The sequence below is a fragment of the Paraglaciecola mesophila genome (genome assembly GCF_009906955.1).
Classification (GTDB): Bacteria; Pseudomonadota; Gammaproteobacteria; order Enterobacterales; family Alteromonadaceae; genus Paraglaciecola; species Paraglaciecola mesophila_A.
On sequence record NZ_CP047656.1, the window covers coordinates 4,113,891 to 4,132,495 of the forward strand.

Consider the following 18,605-nt stretch of genomic DNA (forward strand, 5'->3'; position numbering starts at 1 on the left):
ATAATTTGAACCGCTTTAGCTTTATATTTACTGCACCTAAGTTGTTATTGATGCTGGTTTTGTTGTTTGTTTTTACAGTAGGATAAAGAGAACAATAAAAATAGAAGGTATGCAGCATGAAAAAATCACTTACTTGGGCGAATTCTTTAGATTGGTTTTTGGCGCTGTTGGCTTTATTAACAGGTTTAGCTGTATTACACACGTTTGTACTGGGAGAACACTACATTATTCCTACCATTCTATTGGTCGTTAGCGTAATTTTGGGGAACCTAGCTTGGTATGGATTCGCGCAGGTAAACTGGGCGAAACGGGTGAACTTCTGGTGTGGTTTTCTACTAACATCTCATGGTGTATTTGCTCTGTTTTGGTCGAAAAAATACCGAGAAGTGCTAGGCGACCAGTTTGAGTTAGTGTGCGCCGTGATCACCTTAACGTTTTTGGTGTTGACTTGGATGTATGCAAAAAACAATAAATTGTTTGCTAAATATTAAGCCCCTTGAAGGTTAACTTTCTCTGCTTTTACCACGACAAACGCTTCAGCTTCTTTTGACAAGGTTCTGGCGGAAAGATAATTTTTTCCGCCTTTGTGGTGCAATAACCAACCGCTGTCAGTGGCTTCAACCTCGTTGATATCAGTCCACAGCAGCGTGTTTTTTACGTGTATCGACTCGCTACTGATCCCCTCTTCATCAACTGTTAATTTCAGTTCTGTGTTTGCTGCCTTACTGATTAGTTGTCGGCCCAACCACCAGGCTTTTTTATAGCGCACACTGAAGGCCTCAAGGCCGCCTAAGGCGACTATAAACCAAGCCACAAACGGGTCTGTCTCGGTAAACATAAGCAACATTAACCCTGCTAAACCCAGTGCCATTGCTATCGTATAGGCTTTTATCGGCGTAGCTGATGTAGCTGATGTAGCAGAGGCATCGTAGGTTTCTATGAAGTGGCTTTTGTCTAATATATAGGTGGTTGAGTAATGAAATGGTGTGGTCATTGTCTGAGTTATTTAAACGAAAGCAGTAGTGTATCACCTTAGCTGCGGTTTTTACGTGAAAGATGGAGCGCGCGCGGTAGGAGTGGTGCAAATACGAGCGCGTCTGGTGATAGTATGAGGCCATTTTGCAATCGCAAAGCCAAATATTAAGCCTCGCTAATCTATCGAAAAACTGTTGCTGTTAAACGTGTCGGGGGCTACTCATCTTCTGGAACCTCGACCACTTCTTTTATATCGGCAAGCTGTTGTTTTAGGATGTCGATGCGTTTTTCCATGGCAGTACGCTGATCTTTATCTGTATCTTGCAGTTGTGCTTCCAAGGTTTTGATTTGTGCTAGAAGCTCTACCCGATTACTGGCTTGCTGCTGCGCTTGCTCGGCTTTATCAAACACCACGTCTTCGGCGGTGGAGTCACTTTTTACTTGGTTAAATGCGGGGGAGTGGGCGATTTTGCGCTGAACATCAGGGCCAGCGTGCTGGCTAACAAAGGTCGGAGACATAATTTCAATGTCGTTGTCGTGTAAACAATCAAGCACGTGTCTGTGCAGATTTGAACGAGCGGTTAATAGGTTTTTGACCTCAACTAATAACCCGCTGACTTTATAACCCACTGAAAAATCACCGAGCTGAGTAACGTGTACAAAGGGCTCTTCAAGCCCAGCTTTTTCAGCAGCTTGAAGTAGCAATTCATCAATTTTACTGTGATGTAAGTCGTAGCCTAACGATAATTCGGCACTGATAATAGTGCCGGAACGGCGGATAACACTGACGGGTTTATTGATCAGTAAACTGTTGGGCACAGATATCAATTCGCGGGTCTGGGTTTGAATTTCGCAGTCAAATAACCCCAGCTCAGTTACTCGGCCAAAAATTGTGTCGAAACTAATAAAATCACCAGTGCGAAAGGGTTGAGTAAAGCGCATCATCGCCCCAGCCAATAAGTTACCAAACAAAGTAGTGGACGAAAACGCCAAAATACCCGACAGCAATAAGCCGATTAAACTGAGAATTTGAACTTCAGTGTTTTCAGACAAAGGCAGGGTAATCACCACTGTGACTAAACCGACCAACATCAACATTAATACGCCAAGTTGACGGGCGAATATGTTTTCGTTGCCAGTGTGCTTAAGTTTGTTGAGTAATAAAGATTGGGCTAACCAAGTTAAAAAGCCAAATACCAGCAAGGTAATGATGACAGGCAGCCAATCACTGATAAAGTTGTCGCTTAAAGGCATAGAGGTTCCCTTGCTGTTTGCTCATTGGAAAGAGGCATAAATTCTCACATATCTTATTGTTATATTTTGATATTACACCTCATTACCAGTGTTATACAGGCCATGTACACTTATTGTAACGACAGAACCCATTCAAACCTGTAGGCGAAAGAAATTCTTTTCTCGATTGGTTGACATGCGCTCAAACATATATATGATATTTCATATATTAAAGAGTGGAGTGTTTTTATGTCTACCCCTATTTTGTCACCTCTTTCGTTTTACAAATGCTTGTCTGACGACACGCGGCTGAAGGCGTTAATGCTGATTTACCTTGAAAAAGAATTGTGTGTATGTGACCTGATAACCGCACTTGAGCTGAGCCAACCTAAGGTATCAAGGCATCTGGCTGATTTACGCAAGTGCCATATCTTGCTTGATGAGCGTAGAGGAAAATGGGTGTATTACTCGGTTAACCCTAAATTGCCAGAATGGGCGATGAAAGTACTTGAACTGACCGCTCACAACACAGAAGCCTATTTGAATGACAGCATCACCAACTTGAATATGGCTAAGCAGAGCGAATGTTGCTCTTAGCTCAGTGGCAACCCAGACACCGTAATTTTATTCGAATCATTTTAAACGCAAAGTGAGGAACATCGTGAAAGTCTTATTTATTTGTACCCACAACCGCTGCCGTAGCATTTTATCCGAAGCGATTACTAATCATGTTGGTCAAGGCAAGATTGAGGCACGCAGCGCGGGTAGCCAACCTGTTGGCGAAGTACATCCACTGTCGATTAAATATTTGCAAGAAGCCGGCATTAGCACCGAAGGCTTGATGAGCCAATCATGGAACGAGTTTGAAGATTTCGCCCCCGATGTGGTGATCACTGTATGCGACAGTGCGGCCGGAGAGAGCTGCCCACTTTGGTTTGGCAAAAGTGTAAAAGTACATTGGGGCTTAGCTGACCCTTCTAAATTAACCGGTAGTGAAGAGGCAATTGCCCAAGCGTTTCGCGCCACTATCGATGAAATCACCCAGCGCGTTAACGCCATGCTTAGCATAAATGTAGATACGCAAGACCAACAAGCATTGCGCGAAGCGTTTAAAGCAATAGGAGCACAGTGATGACAGATATTAAAATCGTAGACTCAGGGGCTTTACCTGAAAATGTGCAAAGTGAGTCGTTTGCTGCGCCAGAGTTTGCACAATTTAGCAGTACACCATCGGCTCACAAACCTCGTATTTTATTGTTATATGGGTCACTTCGTGAGCGCTCTTTTAGCCGACTAGTGGTAGAAGAAAGCGCGCGTATATTACAAGCGATGGGGGCAGAAACACGCATTTTTAACCCTAAAGGGCTGCCTCTACCTGATGGGGATGACGCATCAAATCCTAAGGTGGCGGAATTGCGTGAGTTGATGATGTGGTCAGAAGGGCAGGTATGGTGCTCTCCTGAGCGTCACGGTTCAATGACAGGTATCTTAAAAAGTCAGATTGATTGGGTTCCATTGTCGGTGGGCGCAGTTCGCCCAACTCAAGGCAAAACATTAGCGGTGATGCAAGTGAGCGGCGGCTCCCAATCATTTAACGCGGTGAATCAAATGCGGGTATTAGGTCGCTGGATGCGCATGCTGACTATACCGAATCAATCTTCTGTGGCAAAAGCGTTCATGGAGTTCGATGACGACAACCGCATGAAGCCTTCTTCTTACTACAACCGTATTGTTGACGTACTTGAAGAGCTAATGAAGTTCACTTTGCTGACGCGTGACAATAAAGACTACTTAGTCGATCGCTATTCTGAGCGTGTTGAATCTGCTGAGCAATTAAGCCAGCGCGTTAATCAACGCTCAATTTAAGGAGGTCAATCTAATGGGTTTATTTGAGCGTTATTTATCGGTTTGGGTAGCGGTGAGTATTGCTGCTGGTGTGATATTAGGCAGCTTTTTTCCTGATGTGTTTGCCCTGGTTGCTGGATTTGAGTATGCACACGTTAACTTAGTGGTGGCCGTACTAATTTGGTTGATGATTTATCCTATGATGATTCAAATCGATTTTTCATCGATAAAAGATGTCGGGCGCAAACCGAAAGGGCTTGCGTTAACTCTGGTAATCAATTGGTTGATTAAACCATTCACTATGGCCGCTTTAGGTTGGCTGTTTTTTAAAGGTTTGTTTGCCGATTGGGTTGACCCTCAAACCGCAAACGAATACATAGCTGGCATGATTCTACTGGGTGTTGCACCCTGTACTGCTATGGTATTTGTGTGGAGCCAACTCACTAAAGGTGATGCTAACTACACTTTGGTGCAAGTATCGGTGAACGACATCATTATGATTTTTGCATTTGCCCCAATCAGCGCATTGCTGTTGGGAATGAGCGATATTCAAGTGCCGTGGGAAACCCTGATCATTTCAGTCGTCTTGTATGTATTACTGCCATTAGTGGCTGGCGCAATGACGCGCTCTTGGCTGAATAAACGCCATGATAATACAGCGAATAACCTAGACAACAGTACTGACATTGGGGAAGTGAGAATAGCTCGCTTTGTAGCTGCGCTTAAGCCTTGGTCTATCATTGGTCTGTTGGCCACTGTGGTATTGCTGTTTGGTTTTCAAGCGCAAACCATCTTAGATAAGCCGCAAATGATCCTTTTGATTGCTATCCCGTTATTGCTACAAACTTATGGTATTTTTGCCATTACCTATTACCTAGCAAAGCGTATGCGTTTGCCTCACAACGTGGCTGCACCAGCGAGTATGATTGGCTCGTCTAACTTTTTTGAATTGGCAGTGGCAGTGGCAATATCGCTATTTGGCCTACATTCTGGGGCGGCGTTAGCGACTGTGGTAGGGGTATTAGTAGAAGTGCCTGTCATGCTTTCGTTAGTGTATTTTGCAAACCGTACAAAGGCGTGGTTTCCAGCACATCAGGCATAACACTCAATAAGCATGGCCATAGGAATGTACCTTGGCCATGCGCTTTTTGAACGCTAGTAATTAGTCGTTGCTGTGTAAGCTGGCGTTTAAGCCGCCCCATTTAGACGAATCAGCAACAATGGCTTCAACTGCGCCATTTTGGCTGTTACGACGGAACAACAAACCATTCATACCTGATAACTCTCGCGCGGCGACGACTTCGCCGTCTGGTGTCGTTACCTTAGTGCCTGCGGTCACATACAAACCGGCTTCTACGATGCAATCATCGCCTAACGAAATACCGATACCTGCATTCGCCCCAACCATGCTGTTTTTACCAATTGCATTAATGGTTTTGCCGCCGCCTGACAATGTGCCCATAGTTGAAGCACCACCGCCGATGTCAGAACCGTCACCCACCACAACACCTTGTGAAATACGCCCTTCAACCATAGAACTACCTAAAGTGCCAGCGTTGAAGTTAACAAACCCTTCGTGCATAACTGTTGAGCCTGACGCTAAGTGAGCGCCTAAACGAACGCGATCAGCATCGCCAATACGCACCCCTTCAGGAATAACGTAGTCTGTCATACGTGGGAATTTATCAATCGAGCTAATCGTTAGGTGATGGTGCTCACTGGCGATTGCGGCGCGTAGTTCGTCTACCTTAGTGGGTAAAACAGGGCCTGCAGAGGTCCAAGCGACATTGGTCAGTAAACCAAAAATGCCTTCAAGGTTAATGTTATTTGGGGTAACTGCGCCTTCAGACAACAAGTGCAAACGCAGGTAAGCGTCTTCGATGTTTTGTGGTGCGCCATCGATTTCAAGTTCAACTTCAACGAAATCGCTGTTGATCACGCCCACTTTTTGCGCAAGACAGCTACGCGCAATTTGGGTGTTCGCGCGGGGGAACCACACATCTAACGTTTTACCACTGGCGGCATCAATGTAGCGATGACCAATACGTTTTACAGTCATTTATCTTTCCTAGTTTCGATAGTTTAAAAATTGAGGGCGAATTATGGCGTGAAACGCGCTAATTGACAGCCCCCATTTACTTATAATTTATAATCTTCGCCCTCATAATGAGCTTCTCAGACCAGTTATGGCTTACAAACTTAATGAAAGTTCGTCTTTGATTTTCTGTGTCGCGGCTATTTTTTTCTGTACGGCAAAATCTACTAATTGTAATTCAACCCCACGGTTGGCTGAATTTGCCGAATTTGGGGGGAAGAAGCACAAGGTGAGCATTTGGTTGTAGCTGTCACGTTGCCACAAGTAGCAACGGTTAAATCCGCTGTGCAATAGTGCGTGCCCAGCCTCATCACCGACAAACTTAGCGCTACGTGAAACGCGTAAATCATTGAAAAATGCCAGCACGTCATTTGCGACGTCGTCGCGCGGGGTCAGAGTTTGAATATAAGCACTTAACGCGACATCGCCTTGTGGGGTGTTCGTTTGTTTGCGAGCATCGGCAAGGCTAATAGGTTCGCCGTATTTAGCAATCGCCGACGACAACACACCTTTGAGCACATCTTCAATGCCCACATAGGCGCTTTCAACGGTATACAAGCTGTCAATTTGCGTAATAAAACCGTTGAACTTGTTAAAGTGCAGCGCTATGCGTTGCTCTAAACGAGAATTTTGATAAGGCTGATAAAAGCTCAAACGGACTTTGTCGCTGCGACTACTTCCGGCGATGTGGTGCAGTTTCGCGCCTTGGTCATACAAGGGGATCGCACTGGCAATCACGTTATCACCTACATGGATATGTTTAATATCTAAGGTGCTACGACTGTTTTCACCGGATAAGCGATGGGAAGCATCGAATCGTTTTAACCCTGTGGTTTGTTCTAATACATGGGGAGAAGGCGTTTGAGCAACACTTAAACAGGTAAGTGACATGCAACTGATTAACACGATACAAGGTAACCGAAGTGATTTCATTGGGGTCCTAATGACGTAAACAACTGAACCGAATATGCAGCATAGCACTTAGTGCTTGCTGGCAACAATCACAGGTGTACTAGCTAACAGATTGCTTAATGCCCGAACCTAACCCTGTGTGACACGCCTAATGTGCTAACAAAATCAGTTTGTTAGAAATCTGTCTAAGGTTTTATCAAGCAGGCTATTTAAGCACTTGAATTTGCAACATTAGCAGATTAATCTGTTTGCTAAGCGCTGTGTATTGGCTTTGCCTGAGCTGAGTCTGTTATGTTGGCTTCAGGTACTGAGCAATGTGCATCGTCGTGCGCAACCCCTATCTAATCTCTTCTTTAAGGTGTGTCATTGAGTAAATGTATGTCAATTTTTTGCTGCTATTCCAAGCAAGCCTTAACTGCTGTATAACGACGCCATGAAAATACCTAAAAGAATTCAACCTTTAGTTGACGATGGCCTTGTCGATGAAGTGCTTTATCAATTAATGAGTGGCAAAGAAGCGACGGTTTATGCTGTGCGCTGTGGCAATGAAACACGCTGCGCAAAGGTTTACAAAGAGGCCATGAAGCGAAGCTTTAAAAAAGCAGCGCAATATCAAGAAGGACGAAAAGTACGTAACTCCCGCCGTGCTCGCGCCATGGAGAAAGGCTCGAAATTCGGGCGTAAACAACAAGAAGATGCGTGGCAAAATACCGAGGTAGATGCCTTGTTTACACTGGCTAAGGCAGGTGTGCGGGTGCCCGAGCCTTATGGCTGTTATGACGGTGTACTGTTAATGGAGCTGATTACCGATGACGATGGCGATGTGGCACCACGTTTAAACGACGTCACCATGTCTCCAGAACAAGCGATAGAAGATCACGCTGTGGTCATGGTGTATGTCATGCGTATGCTGTTAGCCGGTTTGGTACATGGGGATTTGTCAGAGTTTAATGTATTGGTGGATGCCTACGGGCCTGTGATCATCGATTTGCCACAAGTGGTAGATGCTGCTGCAAACAACAATGCTTTTAGTATGCTTCAGCGCGACGTACGCAATATGACTGAATATTATGCCCAATATGCCCCAGAGCTGAAAAACAGCCATTATGCTGAAGAAATGTGGTCTTTGTTTGAAGCCGGCGAGCTTGAAGCGGATACACAACTGACTGGGCATTTTGAATTCCCGGATGATGAAGCGGACGTAGATACTGTGTTAGAGGAAATCAAAGCGGCTTTTGAAGAAGAGCAAGCACGAAAAGCGCGTATCGCTGGCCCTAGTGACGAAGACTAGGGCTATTATACTAAAATGCCTTGGTGTATTTGCTAAGCCAATCCCCTAAGATTTTGCTTATCTCACTCAACTTCACTCTACTTAATTCATATCACTCAGCCGACTCAACGCAACCAAGCTGAATTATCTACTGCAAATGCAACAGAGCATTTTTCTGATCAATTCGAAAATCAAATTCGCGCAAAAAATTCATTCCGAGTAAGCCATCACTATGACCTAATTCATCTAAGGGCAATACCATCACATTGACATTTTTCACCTTCGCTTTGCCAATTTCGAGGCTGGCGAACTGGTACATGGGAGAGCGCACCACGCCGTTAGCCGTTTGTACATTGAATTGTCCAACAAATTTGGTCTCGACCGCTTTGAATAATGCTTTAAATTTCTGCCGAGAAATAGCCGTAGTAGATGCACCTGTATCAATCAAAAAGTGTACCTGCTGAGCGCTAAGGCGTGTTTCAACTACGTACTGGTCACCGTATTTTTGTAGCTCAATAGACATACCACCCGCTGGGGTATTTATGGGTGGGCTGTCGCTGTTAGCAGAGTCATCGCGCTTGGCTATCGCATCGTCATTATATTGCGCAATGATGTGCCGTATCTCCATGGCTTGTGGATCATCATAACGGATTGACGCTAGGGCGTTTTCCATTAATCCCGCTTGTTGCTGGCGAGCATATGCAGTGGCCAAGGCTAAAATTAACCCCCGGTCAGTTGGGCTAACTTGTAATAAGGGCTCGACGAATTGCGCCAGAATATCCCAAGAATTGGCTTGTTTCAGTTGAGTGATGGTGTCGTTGGTCAAGCGCGTAATAGTGTTTTGCACCTGGGTCTGCTGCGCATTACTGAGGGGTAAATTGAGCATGCTGTGGTAATGAATGATGGCATCACTGAGCAAATGCGTATGCGCAATATATTCAGCTTCTAGAAGTAAAAACTCAACATCTTGCGGGTATTGGCGTAGATATAGCGGGAAAAACGCATCCAGTTTGGCGTATTCCTGCGCCGCGAGCCAGCGCCGAGTTTGGGCCAAATAGGCCTCGCGGCGATCCGGTTTAAAGCGCTTGGGTGCTTGTACCGGTTTGTCAGTTGCAACACCTAGCTCGTGTTCATTAAACGGCTGACGGGCTTCCGGCTGCGCGCCTTCATCCGTGACATCAGGTTGAAGGCTGGACGGCGTTTGGGGCTCCTCCTGATTTGAAGGAGCAAGTGCAGGCATTGGCGCTAACAAGCCCTTTTCATTCCCCCTGAGATACTGATAAACATTGAATGCCACAGAGACAGCTAACGTCAAAATCAAAGCGGTATTAAGTTTAGTCATGGCCATGATACTGTTATTCTTTAGCCGGTGTCAGCATGGCGTTAAAATAGGTTTCAGAGAATACTTTTGGCATACGTTTGGGCTTACCTGAGCTAAGGGCAATGCACACAAATTCGGTACGGGCTTTTAGCATGGTTAAACCGTCACTTAGGCGAATAAATTGAAACTGCCTAGCGAGTTTTAATTTGTTATCACAGGCGACAATCCATGTGGCGCAGGCTAGCGTATCGCCCAATACTGCTGCGGCCAAGTAATCTATTTCATGACGACTAATCGCCATACCTCGGTCAAGGTCTTGGTATTGTTCAATACTCAATCCTAACGCATTTGAGTGGGCCCACGCAGTACGCTCTAATTGGCTGACATAAGCCACATTGTTCACATGGTTGTAATGGTCGATTTGTTCAGGGCTTATCTGCCATTGGCAAATAAACGGATTCGGGAACTGCCATACAAGAGAAAGGGAAGAATCTGGCGTCATTGACTATGCCTCAATAGGTATTTCAATACTGGGAAGACAAGGTAACGGGTAAGTACCTTGTTGGGAATACACTTGCTCGGAAAACGTTTGGTTGGTAGACAAGATGGTAACAAGATGTGCCTCTTTACTGACAATATCCTCCATGAAGCGTCGGCTGTTAGGGATTTTTTTGAACGCTTTGTAACCGTCATGCAAAAAAAGATGTAGCGCTTGTAGCCCTTTCAAGCGAGCTGGGTGTTTTGATAGCGAGAGCATCATGGCAACGCCTTTTATTGCGACAGCCTGGCGAAGGTTTTCCCCAAGTTCAATCAATAACCTTATTTGCTTGTGTCGCAAATCGCCATTGTTTTCTTTGCTGTAGGCTGCCGCGTAAGTTTGACTGCTGATCATCATGGGGGTTTTAGCACAGGGGGGATTGGCTGCTAGCATGATGTCTTTAAGTGCCAAAGCTAACCCGTAATCCAGTTCATAAGATAAGGCATGTAGTCGCAGGGCGCTCTCTAATGAGAGCAGCGCTTGGCTAGGCAAATATTTGTGCATTTTAGGGACAACGCGTTTTATATCCGCGTCGCGCTGGCTGAAGTCTTGTGGCCCATATACTTGCTCAACAAAAAACGCCAAAGCAGGGGCCGTACGAGGATCGTTCATATGCGCTTCATGGGTTGCCTGCATACGCAAGGTTTGCCAAAGCTGCACCCCTTTTACAAGGGGGAACAGTTTTGCTTTACTCGCCATGTTTTGCAGCGTGTGAACGCGGTGCAAATGACAAGATATCTGAGCAACTAAGTCACTCATATGATGGCATATCGCCCATGGGATTGCGCTTAAGTACTCCAGAGTTGCGAGAAAGCATTATTTTATTTTTTTAGGGTAATTTTACCGAAGACATCTGCGGTAATGAAACCTAAGTTTTTACTGCCGTTTTGTGCGGCAAAATCGTGAGAGCCCATAAAATGCTCCCGTACTTCACTGCCATCGTTATCACAGTAGGCCAGCATAAATCCCATAACATCACCGCTTTTTAACGCAATAGGCGCTTTGGGGGCGGCATCAGTATAGTCATTAGGGTAACGCTTAATGGACACCTCCCATAAAATGGTATTCGGCGAATTTAGTTGGCGTTTCCAGCTACTGTTTATGTGGTCGTTATACAGGTGGGCTTTTTCATCATCGCCAATGTCTGCGGCTTGGTTATCAAGACCAATGTGATACGCCAGAGCACTGTGGTTGAACTGATGAATGCCGCCGGAAGCATCTCCATCAACAAAAATCTCCAGTGCGTCGTCATCCCAGTAACGTACAAGCGGATCTGCATGGGTATCAATCAGCATATCGTCAGTAATTTCAGCTTGTAGGTACAAGTAATTTTCATCCCATAACAAGCGGTAACGGCCGGTGAAATCGGCTTTCTCGGGTAAGCTGCCATCCATCAAATAAGGCATGTCGTGCCAAGAAGCTTGTTGCCAAACGGCTTCTTGAGAGCCATCTATGACGGGGGCTTTTGAGGTATAGGTTACGTCGAACGCGTGGGCTGAAAGACTGCTAAAAAAAGACGCCATGAGCAGTGGTTTTAGTAAGCCTGAAAACATGATAAGTCCTTGTTGGTGAGGGCGTTAAGTTGGTGATAATTAACATGCTGAGTTAATTCCTTTTAGCTTGACGCAAAGCGGTAGTTAACACAATAGCCTGTTACTCACTTGAGTTTATAGGCAGGGGTTAGGTAGAATGCCAGCCCAATGAATACCTCTACCGCTTTTACCCATCTAAACGACCTTAGCGACCCGCCAAGTCGAGAACAATGCGCAGAATTACATCGCTATCAAGATGTCATAGCGCTATTTAATGCTGCCTTTAAAGAAAGCGAAAATACACGCTTAATCAAAGGTGAAGGCGAGCCAGAGTACATTCCAGCGAACGAGCAGTGTGATTTTCATCAAGTTATTTTTGCTCATGGTTATTTTGCTAGCGCGTTACATGAAATTGCCCATTGGTGCATCGCAGGCAAAGCGCGGCGGTTGCTAAATGATTATGGCTATTGGTATTGCCCCGATGGCCGCAGCGAAGATGAACAACGGGCGTTTGAGAAAGTTGAGGTGAAGCCGCAAGCCATCGAATGGGCGTTTTCAGTGGCAGCAAAAAAGCGTTTTCGAGTCAGTACGGATAACTTAAATGGTGCACAGGGCGACAGCAAAGCGTTTACTTTACATGTTCATCAGCAAGTCTTATGTTATTTGCGTGATGGCTTTCCCCCACGAGCGGCGCTGTTTATTGATGCTTTGATGGAATTTTATGGCACAGCCGCGCTCAACATTGAGCAGTTTAGATTGCCTAATGAGTGAGCTAATAGCCAAAGTAAGGAGCTTCTGTGATGAGCATACCCAGTTTTAAACTTGGCTTGGTGATCAATCCGTTTGCAGGTATTGGGGGCAGTGTCGCCTTAAAAGGCAGCGATGGGATTGAAACCCGCGAAAAAGCCCTCGCTCTTGGTGCAGCGAAGCTAGCAAATACGCGCACGCGCCTGGCACTTGAAGAGCTCCTTAGTTTGAAGGATAAGGTGCATATTTATACGGCAAGCGGTGAGATGGGCGAAGCACTTGTTGCCGAAATGGGGTTTGAACACACAGTGGTGTATCAACAACAAGCGGCCCAAAGTGAGGCGCGAGATACCGAGCGCTGCGCCACGCTACTGCAACAGCAAAACGTTGATTTGCTGCTGTTTGCTGGTGGAGATGGCACTGCGCGCAATGTTTGTCACATTGTCGGAGAGTCATTACCCGTGCTGGGTGTGCCTGCAGGGTGTAAAATCCATTCTGGGGTATATGCGGTCACGCCGCAGGCGGCAGGTCGAGTGGTAGCCATGATGGTTCAAGGGGAAATTGTCACCTTGCAAGAAGCCGCCGTGATGGACATAGACGAGGCCCTTTTTCGTCAAGGCCGCGTCAATGCTCGCCAGTATGGTGAAATGCGCGTGCCAAGTGAGCTTCGCTATATTCAGGCAGTGAAAATGGGCGGTAAGGAATCTGATGAACTCGTGCTTAGCGATATTGCAGCCCATGTGATTGAATTCATGGAAGAACACCCTGAGCGCTTGTTTGTCATGGGCTCTGGCTCTACCGTGGATTTTATCATGCAGGAGTTAGGGGTAAGCAATACCTTGCTTGGTGTGGACCTTGTACAGAATCAGCAAATTGTTGCCCATGATGTGACTGCCAGTGCATTGCTCGAATACACCACAAATCAAGCTACAACCTTGGTGATTACCTTAATTGGTGGCCAAGGGCATATATTCGGCAGGGGGAATCAACAACTTAGCCCTGACGTACTCAAACAAATTGGCCGTGAACATTTCCTGTTGGTTGCCACTAAAAGCAAACTTCAAGGACTAAACGGTAAGCCCTTAATTGCCGATACTGGGGACGCAGACTTAGATGCACAGCTTGCAGGTGTCATCAGTGTTACCACGGGTTACAAAGATCAGGTGTTATATCCCATAGCCAAATTTTAAACCAACCCAAATATAGGAATTCAACTAGGTATATGAGTAGTTCTGTAAACAGTGATGCAGCAAAACAAACGTTCGATGAGTTTGTCGATTCAACTCAGGAATACCTCGATAGCGTAGTCGTTGATGGAAGTGATCAAGAATTGTTTATTGCCAGTTATTTAACTGGGCATTTTTCGCTTGTGACCAGCAATGCGTTGGCATTAGATGACTATTCATTGGCAACAATGAATAGCTACATGCTAACCAGTTTAGAAAAAGCCTATGCCAACAATGAGGTTGAAGGCCAAGATCAAGCGCAGGTTTCAGCTTTGTGGGACAGGTTATTTGCCAAAGCAGAGCTTTAGGCTGTTCTCTGACAAAGACTAACAGCTAACAATGCATTTCTTATATTTCTCGGCGGATCAACTGACGGATCAAAAAACGATTCGGATTTAATGCATTCAGCAAATCGTTGGCCAAGGGCAGAGGGTGACCGCTAATTTGGCTTGCGAGTACTTCGGCCATTAACGGAGCGGTGGTCAGGCCCCGAGAACCAAGCCCAGTGAGCATAAATAGATTCTGCATATCACTGGCTTTGGGGTAATAGTTTAGCGGCAAGGCTTTGTATAAATCGTTTAATTCTGTTTTTTGTTTACGTATATCGGCTAACGCGCCCACTAAGGGCAGATGATCTGGTGAACTACAGCGCACGGCTGCCCGGCCATGTGCGTTGCCAACGACGTCTTGTGCCCAGTTGCACTTCGCCAGTGACTGATAATGAGTGGCTAGGTTTTTATCTTGCTCGCTGTGCCGGTACTCAGTGTTTAAGTCGTCTTTTACATAGGTTGAGCCTAAGGCGTGTTGTCCATTGTATTCGGGGGTTAAATAGCCTTTATGACACAGCACAGTGTTAAGTTCACTGAGAGCGGGCTGAGTGGGAATCGCTTCAACCTGACCGCGAACCATACGTAGCGGATAATCAGTGAGGTGTGGTAACTCATGACTTTGCGCTCCCGTTGCATAAATCACAATATCTGCTTCTACGCTATTTATGCTTGCCTTGTTAGCTGTTTGGTTGAAACGTAGTTGCCAAGGCTGAGGTGGCGATGTGTTGCTACTTTTTGCTTTTTGTTCTAGTTCGCTAAGGCAGTGGTGGCTGTGCAATGTGACCTTGCTCAAGCGTGCTGCAGCGTTAAATAACGCGGTGACTAGCTGCGCAGGATCTATCCAACCACCTAAGGGCATAAAAAGACCACCGTAGGGGATTTCACAGTTTGCTAGCCTGCTTGCTTCGTTTGCTTCTACATAGCGGACAAGGGCTGGGGGCCATAATTGATTGTCAGCTAGTTTTGCATAGCGTTGGGCTAATGCGGGTTTAAAACCAAGCTGCAACACGCCACACCACTGATGGGCGAAGCCAAACCCCTGAGATAATAGTTGCCGATACTGATTGGCGGCATATATAAAACTATGAGCGTTAATTTGACTAGCGTTGCTGGCATCCACATTCAGTTGCGGGTAGAAGCCTGCTTGAGGATTACCCGAGGCGCCTTGTGCGGGCTCAGCTTCTTTAAAATATACATCACAGTGATAACCTTTTTGCGCCATGGCATAGGCGGTAGTGGCCCCTGCTATGCCAGCACCAATAATCGCGACTTTAGGCTTTAAGCCATGACCGCATTTTGCCTTGTTAACACTTTCATCAACTGGATGGATATAAGCGCCTCGTTGATAATATCTGGCTTGTTGGCGATTGATTTGCGTATCTGATTCGGGGGCGATATATCCTGCGAGCATTTCTCGCTTGCGCCCATGACCTTTGCGCTTTTCTACCACAAAGCCAGCATCACGCAATCCGCGTTTTACAAAACCCGCGGCGGTAAAGGTGGCAAAGGTGCAATCTTTTGCTGCTAAACGGGCCATCTGTTCAAATAATTGCGTCGACCACATTTGAGGGTTTTTGCTTGGCGCAAAACCGTCCAAGTACCAAGCGTCTACTAAGCCGCTTTCATTGGTCTGCCATTGGGGCAATGAGTCATGAATATCGCCTAGCCACAAGTCGACAATCACGCGATTGTTCAAAAATGCCATTCTGTGACAGCCATTAAGCGGCATTGGATATTGAGCAATTAATGCGTTAGCACTATCTTTGAATTGAACAAATGCACCCAACGCTTGGACTAAGTCAGTATGGCTAAGTGGATATTTTTCGGTACTGATAAAATGCAGAGTAAAGGTGCTAGCGGGGTTTTGGGCCAAGTAGTCTTTGAATGCAGCCAATGTGACTAATAAATTGAGCCCAGTGCCGAATCCTGTTTCGGCAATGACAAAGGTCGGCTTTGTCCAATGTTGCCAGCGAGATTGAAGCTGATTGTTATGCAAGAAGACGTACTGCGTTTCTTGCGCGCCATCAGACGAAGAGAAATAAACATCGTCGAAATCTGTGGCGACGGGTGTGCCGTCAGCGTTAAACTGAATATCTGCTGTTTTAATGGTCAATCCTGGAGGTCTCCGAGTATGCTTGGGCTAGTCTTCAAAAGCCTGATAGTTTAAGGTAACTATCTGGACAAGCCAAACAGTCTACACAAACCAAATAGTGTTAACCAAATAGCGTTGCTATTCCTAACCGGTAACGATGTGTTGTACAGCCGTTGTGCATAATTGCTCAATGTAAAAGAGCAGACCAGTTACAACGCGAAAATCGTTACCATATGCGGCAATTTTAAAAGCGGCAATTTTTTGCTTGAAGGGTTTATCATGAGAAGAGCGGTTATCACCGGGCTAGGCATTGTTTCTAGCATTGGTAACAACAAAACTGAAGTCACGAAATCTCTTAGAGAAGGGCGTTCTGGCATCACTTATTCTGAAGAATTTGCTGAAAATGGCATGCGCAGCCATGTTTGGGGCAAGGTTAATCTTGACCTATCTGAGCATATTGATCGTAAAACGCTGCGCTTCATGGGCGATGCAGCTGGTTATGCGTACATAGCCATGCAGCAAGCGGTAGAAGATTCAGGTTTGACACCAGAAATGGTTTCAAACGTTCGCACCGGTATCATTGCCGGCTCAGGCGGTGCGTCTTCTCAGCATCAAGTTGGCGCAGTCGATATATTACGTGAAAAAGGTTTACGTCGTGTTGGCCCTTATATGGTCACACGCTGCATGGGCAGTACTGTGTCTGCTTGTTTAGCCACGCCGTTTAAAATCAAAGGGGTTAACTACTCAATTAGTTCGGCCTGTTCAACCAGTGCCCACTGTATTGGCAATGCCCTAGAGCAAATCCAGCTAGGTAAGCAAGACATTATTTTTGCTGGTGGCGGCGAAGAGCTTCATTGGACTTTATCAATGGAATTTGACGCCATGGGCGCACTTTCAACTAAATACAATGACAACCCAAGCACGGCGTCTCGTACCTATGATGCAAACCGTGATGGGTTTGTTGGTGCTGGCGGCGGTGGTATGGTTGTGGTTGAAGAACTAGAGCATGCCCTGGCCCGTGGTGCGAAAATTTACGGTGAAATCGTAGGTTACGGCGCAACATCAGATGGTGCGGACATGGTAGCACCTTCAGGTGAAGGCGCTATTCGTTGCATGCAACAAGCAATGAACGGCGTAGATGAACCAATTGATTATATCAACACGCATGGTACGTCGACTCCTGTAGGCGATGTAAAAGAACTCTGGGCTATCGGTGAAGTGTTCGGCGATAAAGTACCACCACTGAGTGCAACGAAAGCGATGACAGGTCACGCTTTAGGTGCTGCGGGTGTTAACGAGGCTATCTACAGTTTACTGATGATGGAGAACGACTTTATTGCGCCTTCTATCAACATTGAAACCTTAGATGAAGCGGCACAAGGTATGGACGTGGTGACGGAAACCCGTGATGCCAAGTTAAATACGGTTATGTCAAATAGCTTCGGCTTTGGTGGCACAAACTGTACTTTGGTGATGCAACGCTACAAAGGCTAGTAGCCCAGCACATCAATTATGAGAAAGCCCGCTACGTTTAGCGGGCTTTTTTATTGCAGAGCATTGGGTTGGTAATTAGAAATAGGTCTCTTCTAATTTATTAAACACGTGATTGATGCCAAGTTGCACATCGTCAATAAAGTGGTGCAGCTTATCTTGAATAAGCGATTGTGGATTGGCGTCCATTAGCATCTTTTCAACACGTTCAATTTCCGTTTTAGTCTCCGCGTAGTTAGGTAGGGTTTGCACGCATCTTCCCACTTCTTGTAGCGCGTGAAGTAGTGACCGAGGAAAACGTTCTTCAAGTAACAGGAACTTTAAAACATCTGGTCTGCGAATTCTTAGGCGCATTTCTCGGCGGTACATTTGGTAAGCGGTTAATGACTTTAGCACACTCATCCACTGTAAATTTTCAAACGCTGATTGCTCGGTTTCTGTTTCAGGTAGTAATGATGCAGAGCGCACATCAATGATTCGCGTGGTCATGTCAGCCCGTTCTAAATTGCGACCAATTTTTAAAAAATGATAGCCTTCATCTTGAGTCATAGTGCCGGCGAGTATTCCGGTTATTTTCTGCACCGATTCTATCACCTCAGTGAGAAACTCATAACGTGAGCGTCGCACTAAGGCTTTGGAGTAATTTTCGTGACCGTAGAGGTATAACTCATTGATTTGTTCCCATACTTCCCTTGGAATAATTTCCCGAATGGTTCTAGCGTTCTCTCGTGCGAATTCTAATGAGCTGACGATCGATGACGGATTATTTGGGCCATGTAATAGAAATCTCAATACATTATGTTCGTCAGCGACATCATAGATTGCATAAAACGCAGTTCTGTCGGATACAATGTCAACGAGTGGTTCCCAACCCAATACGATACTTTTGGGTAAATCTAATAGCAGGTTAGAATTAACGTTTATAAGCCTAGCGGTATTTTCGGCGCGCTCTAAATAGCGGCCTAACCAACATAAATTACTAGCGACGCGAGATAACAT

General features: G+C 45.7%; 20 protein-coding genes. 10 read left to right on the forward strand and 10 right to left on the reverse strand.

Going from position 1 to position 18,605, the window contains the following annotated elements:
- Positions 1 to 116: 116 nt before the first annotated feature.
- Positions 117 to 491 (forward strand): hypothetical protein, encoded by a 375-nt coding sequence (locus FX988_RS17465; RefSeq protein ID WP_160181375.1) that lies wholly within the window; start codon positions 117 to 119, stop codon positions 489 to 491.
- Here the strand turns inward: FX988_RS17465 and FX988_RS17470 are convergent.
- Positions 488 to 994: a YcxB family protein gene (locus tag FX988_RS17470; RefSeq protein ID WP_160181376.1), complete on the reverse strand. Its 507-nt coding sequence runs from the start codon at positions 992 to 994 to the stop codon at positions 488 to 490. The two genes, FX988_RS17465 and FX988_RS17470, sit on opposite strands and share 4 nt — an antisense overlap.
- Before the next feature lie 197 nt (positions 995 to 1,191).
- Positions 1,192 to 2,229 (reverse strand): mechanosensitive ion channel family protein, encoded by a 1,038-nt coding sequence (locus FX988_RS17475; RefSeq protein WP_160181377.1) that lies wholly within the window; start codon positions 2,227 to 2,229, stop codon positions 1,192 to 1,194.
- Between the two features lie 228 nt (positions 2,230 to 2,457).
- Between FX988_RS17475 and FX988_RS17480 the strand changes: the two genes are divergently transcribed.
- From FX988_RS17480 to arsB, 4 genes are all read left to right on the forward strand, one after another.
- Positions 2,458 to 2,805, forward strand: coding sequence for a metalloregulator ArsR/SmtB family transcription factor (locus FX988_RS17480; protein ID WP_160181378.1), 348 nt, complete (start codon positions 2,458 to 2,460; stop codon positions 2,803 to 2,805).
- Between the two features lie 64 nt (positions 2,806 to 2,869).
- Entirely contained in the window at positions 2,870 to 3,340 is a 471-nt protein-coding gene (locus FX988_RS17485; RefSeq protein WP_160181379.1) for an arsenate reductase ArsC, read from the forward strand.
- Positions 3,340 to 4,074, forward strand: a complete 735-nt coding sequence (gene arsH / locus FX988_RS17490) for an arsenical resistance protein ArsH (protein WP_160181380.1) — start codon at positions 3,340 to 3,342, stop codon at positions 4,072 to 4,074. Before FX988_RS17485 ends, arsH begins: the two co-directional genes overlap by 1 nt.
- 13 nt (positions 4,075 to 4,087) lie before the next feature.
- Positions 4,088 to 5,155, forward strand: a complete 1,068-nt coding sequence (gene arsB, locus FX988_RS17495) for an ACR3 family arsenite efflux transporter (RefSeq protein WP_160181381.1) — start codon at positions 4,088 to 4,090, stop codon at positions 5,153 to 5,155.
- 60 nt (positions 5,156 to 5,215) lie between these two features.
- Here arsB and FX988_RS17500 read toward each other — a convergent pair whose 3' ends face one another.
- Together FX988_RS17500 and FX988_RS17505 are read right to left on the reverse strand one after the other, a co-directional pair.
- The gene (locus FX988_RS17500; RefSeq protein ID WP_008302523.1) at positions 5,216 to 6,112 is read right to left on the reverse strand and encodes a DapH/DapD/GlmU-related protein; all 897 of its coding nucleotides are present in this window, start codon (positions 6,110 to 6,112) and stop codon (positions 5,216 to 5,218) included.
- Positions 6,113 to 6,244: 132 nt separating this feature from the next.
- Positions 6,245 to 7,081, reverse strand: coding sequence for a hypothetical protein (locus FX988_RS17505; protein ID WP_254700653.1), 837 nt, complete (start codon positions 7,079 to 7,081; stop codon positions 6,245 to 6,247).
- Between the two features lie 412 nt (positions 7,082 to 7,493).
- Between FX988_RS17505 and FX988_RS17510 the strand changes: the two genes are divergently transcribed.
- A complete protein-coding gene (locus FX988_RS17510; protein WP_160181382.1) occupies positions 7,494 to 8,351 on the forward strand; it encodes a PA4780 family RIO1-like protein kinase in 858 nt (285 codons plus the stop codon).
- A 127-nt stretch (positions 8,352 to 8,478) separates the two neighbouring features.
- On the opposite strand, the gene FX988_RS17515 is transcribed toward FX988_RS17510, so the two are convergent.
- The 4 genes from FX988_RS17515 to FX988_RS17530 form a co-directional block, all read right to left on the reverse strand.
- Positions 8,479 to 9,672, reverse strand: coding sequence for a TIGR02281 family clan AA aspartic protease (locus FX988_RS17515; protein WP_160181383.1), 1,194 nt, complete (start codon positions 9,670 to 9,672; stop codon positions 8,479 to 8,481).
- A gap of 13 nt (positions 9,673 to 9,685) precedes the next feature.
- Positions 9,686 to 10,153 (reverse strand): acyl-CoA thioesterase, encoded by a 468-nt coding sequence (locus tag FX988_RS17520; RefSeq protein ID WP_160181384.1) that lies wholly within the window; start codon positions 10,151 to 10,153, stop codon positions 9,686 to 9,688.
- A gap of 3 nt (positions 10,154 to 10,156) precedes the next feature.
- Positions 10,157 to 10,948: an FFLEELY motif protein gene (locus FX988_RS17525; protein WP_160181385.1), complete on the reverse strand. Its 792-nt coding sequence runs from the start codon at positions 10,946 to 10,948 to the stop codon at positions 10,157 to 10,159.
- A gap of 62 nt (positions 10,949 to 11,010) precedes the next feature.
- Positions 11,011 to 11,742, reverse strand: coding sequence for a CBM9 family sugar-binding protein (locus FX988_RS17530; RefSeq protein WP_160181386.1), 732 nt, complete (start codon positions 11,740 to 11,742; stop codon positions 11,011 to 11,013).
- A 147-nt stretch (positions 11,743 to 11,889) separates the two neighbouring features.
- Here FX988_RS17530 and FX988_RS17535 point away from each other — a divergent pair, with 147 nt between their 5' ends.
- The 3 genes from FX988_RS17535 to FX988_RS17545 are packed head-to-tail and all read left to right on the forward strand — an operon-like array spanning position 11,890 to position 14,002.
- The gene (locus tag FX988_RS17535) at positions 11,890 to 12,492 is read left to right on the forward strand and encodes an elongation factor P hydroxylase (RefSeq protein WP_160181387.1); all 603 of its coding nucleotides are present in this window, start codon (positions 11,890 to 11,892) and stop codon (positions 12,490 to 12,492) included.
- A gap of 29 nt (positions 12,493 to 12,521) precedes the next feature.
- A complete protein-coding gene (locus FX988_RS17540; protein ID WP_160181388.1) occupies positions 12,522 to 13,658 on the forward strand; it encodes an ATP-NAD kinase family protein in 1,137 nt (378 codons plus the stop codon).
- A 32-nt stretch (positions 13,659 to 13,690) separates the two neighbouring features.
- On the forward strand, positions 13,691 to 14,002 hold the full coding sequence (locus tag FX988_RS17545; protein ID WP_160181389.1) for a YfcL family protein: 312 nt from the start codon (positions 13,691 to 13,693) through the stop codon (positions 14,000 to 14,002).
- A 40-nt stretch (positions 14,003 to 14,042) separates the two neighbouring features.
- On the opposite strand, the gene mnmC is transcribed toward FX988_RS17545, so the two are convergent.
- Positions 14,043 to 16,136 carry a bifunctional tRNA (5-methylaminomethyl-2-thiouridine)(34)-methyltransferase MnmD/FAD-dependent 5-carboxymethylaminomethyl-2-thiouridine(34) oxidoreductase MnmC gene (mnmC, locus tag FX988_RS17550; protein WP_160181390.1) on the reverse strand — a complete coding sequence of 698 codons (2,094 nt, stop codon included), beginning with the start codon at positions 16,134 to 16,136 and terminating at the stop codon, positions 14,043 to 14,045.
- A gap of 258 nt (positions 16,137 to 16,394) precedes the next feature.
- On the opposite strand from mnmC, the gene fabB reads away from it, so the two are divergent.
- Positions 16,395 to 17,609, forward strand: a complete 1,215-nt coding sequence (gene fabB / locus FX988_RS17555) for a beta-ketoacyl-ACP synthase I (RefSeq protein ID WP_039992407.1) — start codon at positions 16,395 to 16,397, stop codon at positions 17,607 to 17,609.
- 75 nt (positions 17,610 to 17,684) lie between these two features.
- Here fabB and FX988_RS17560 read toward each other — a convergent pair whose 3' ends face one another.
- Positions 17,685 to 18,605 carry an alpha-E domain-containing protein gene (locus FX988_RS17560; protein ID WP_160181391.1) on the reverse strand — a complete coding sequence of 307 codons (921 nt, stop codon included), beginning with the start codon at positions 18,603 to 18,605 and terminating at the stop codon, positions 17,685 to 17,687.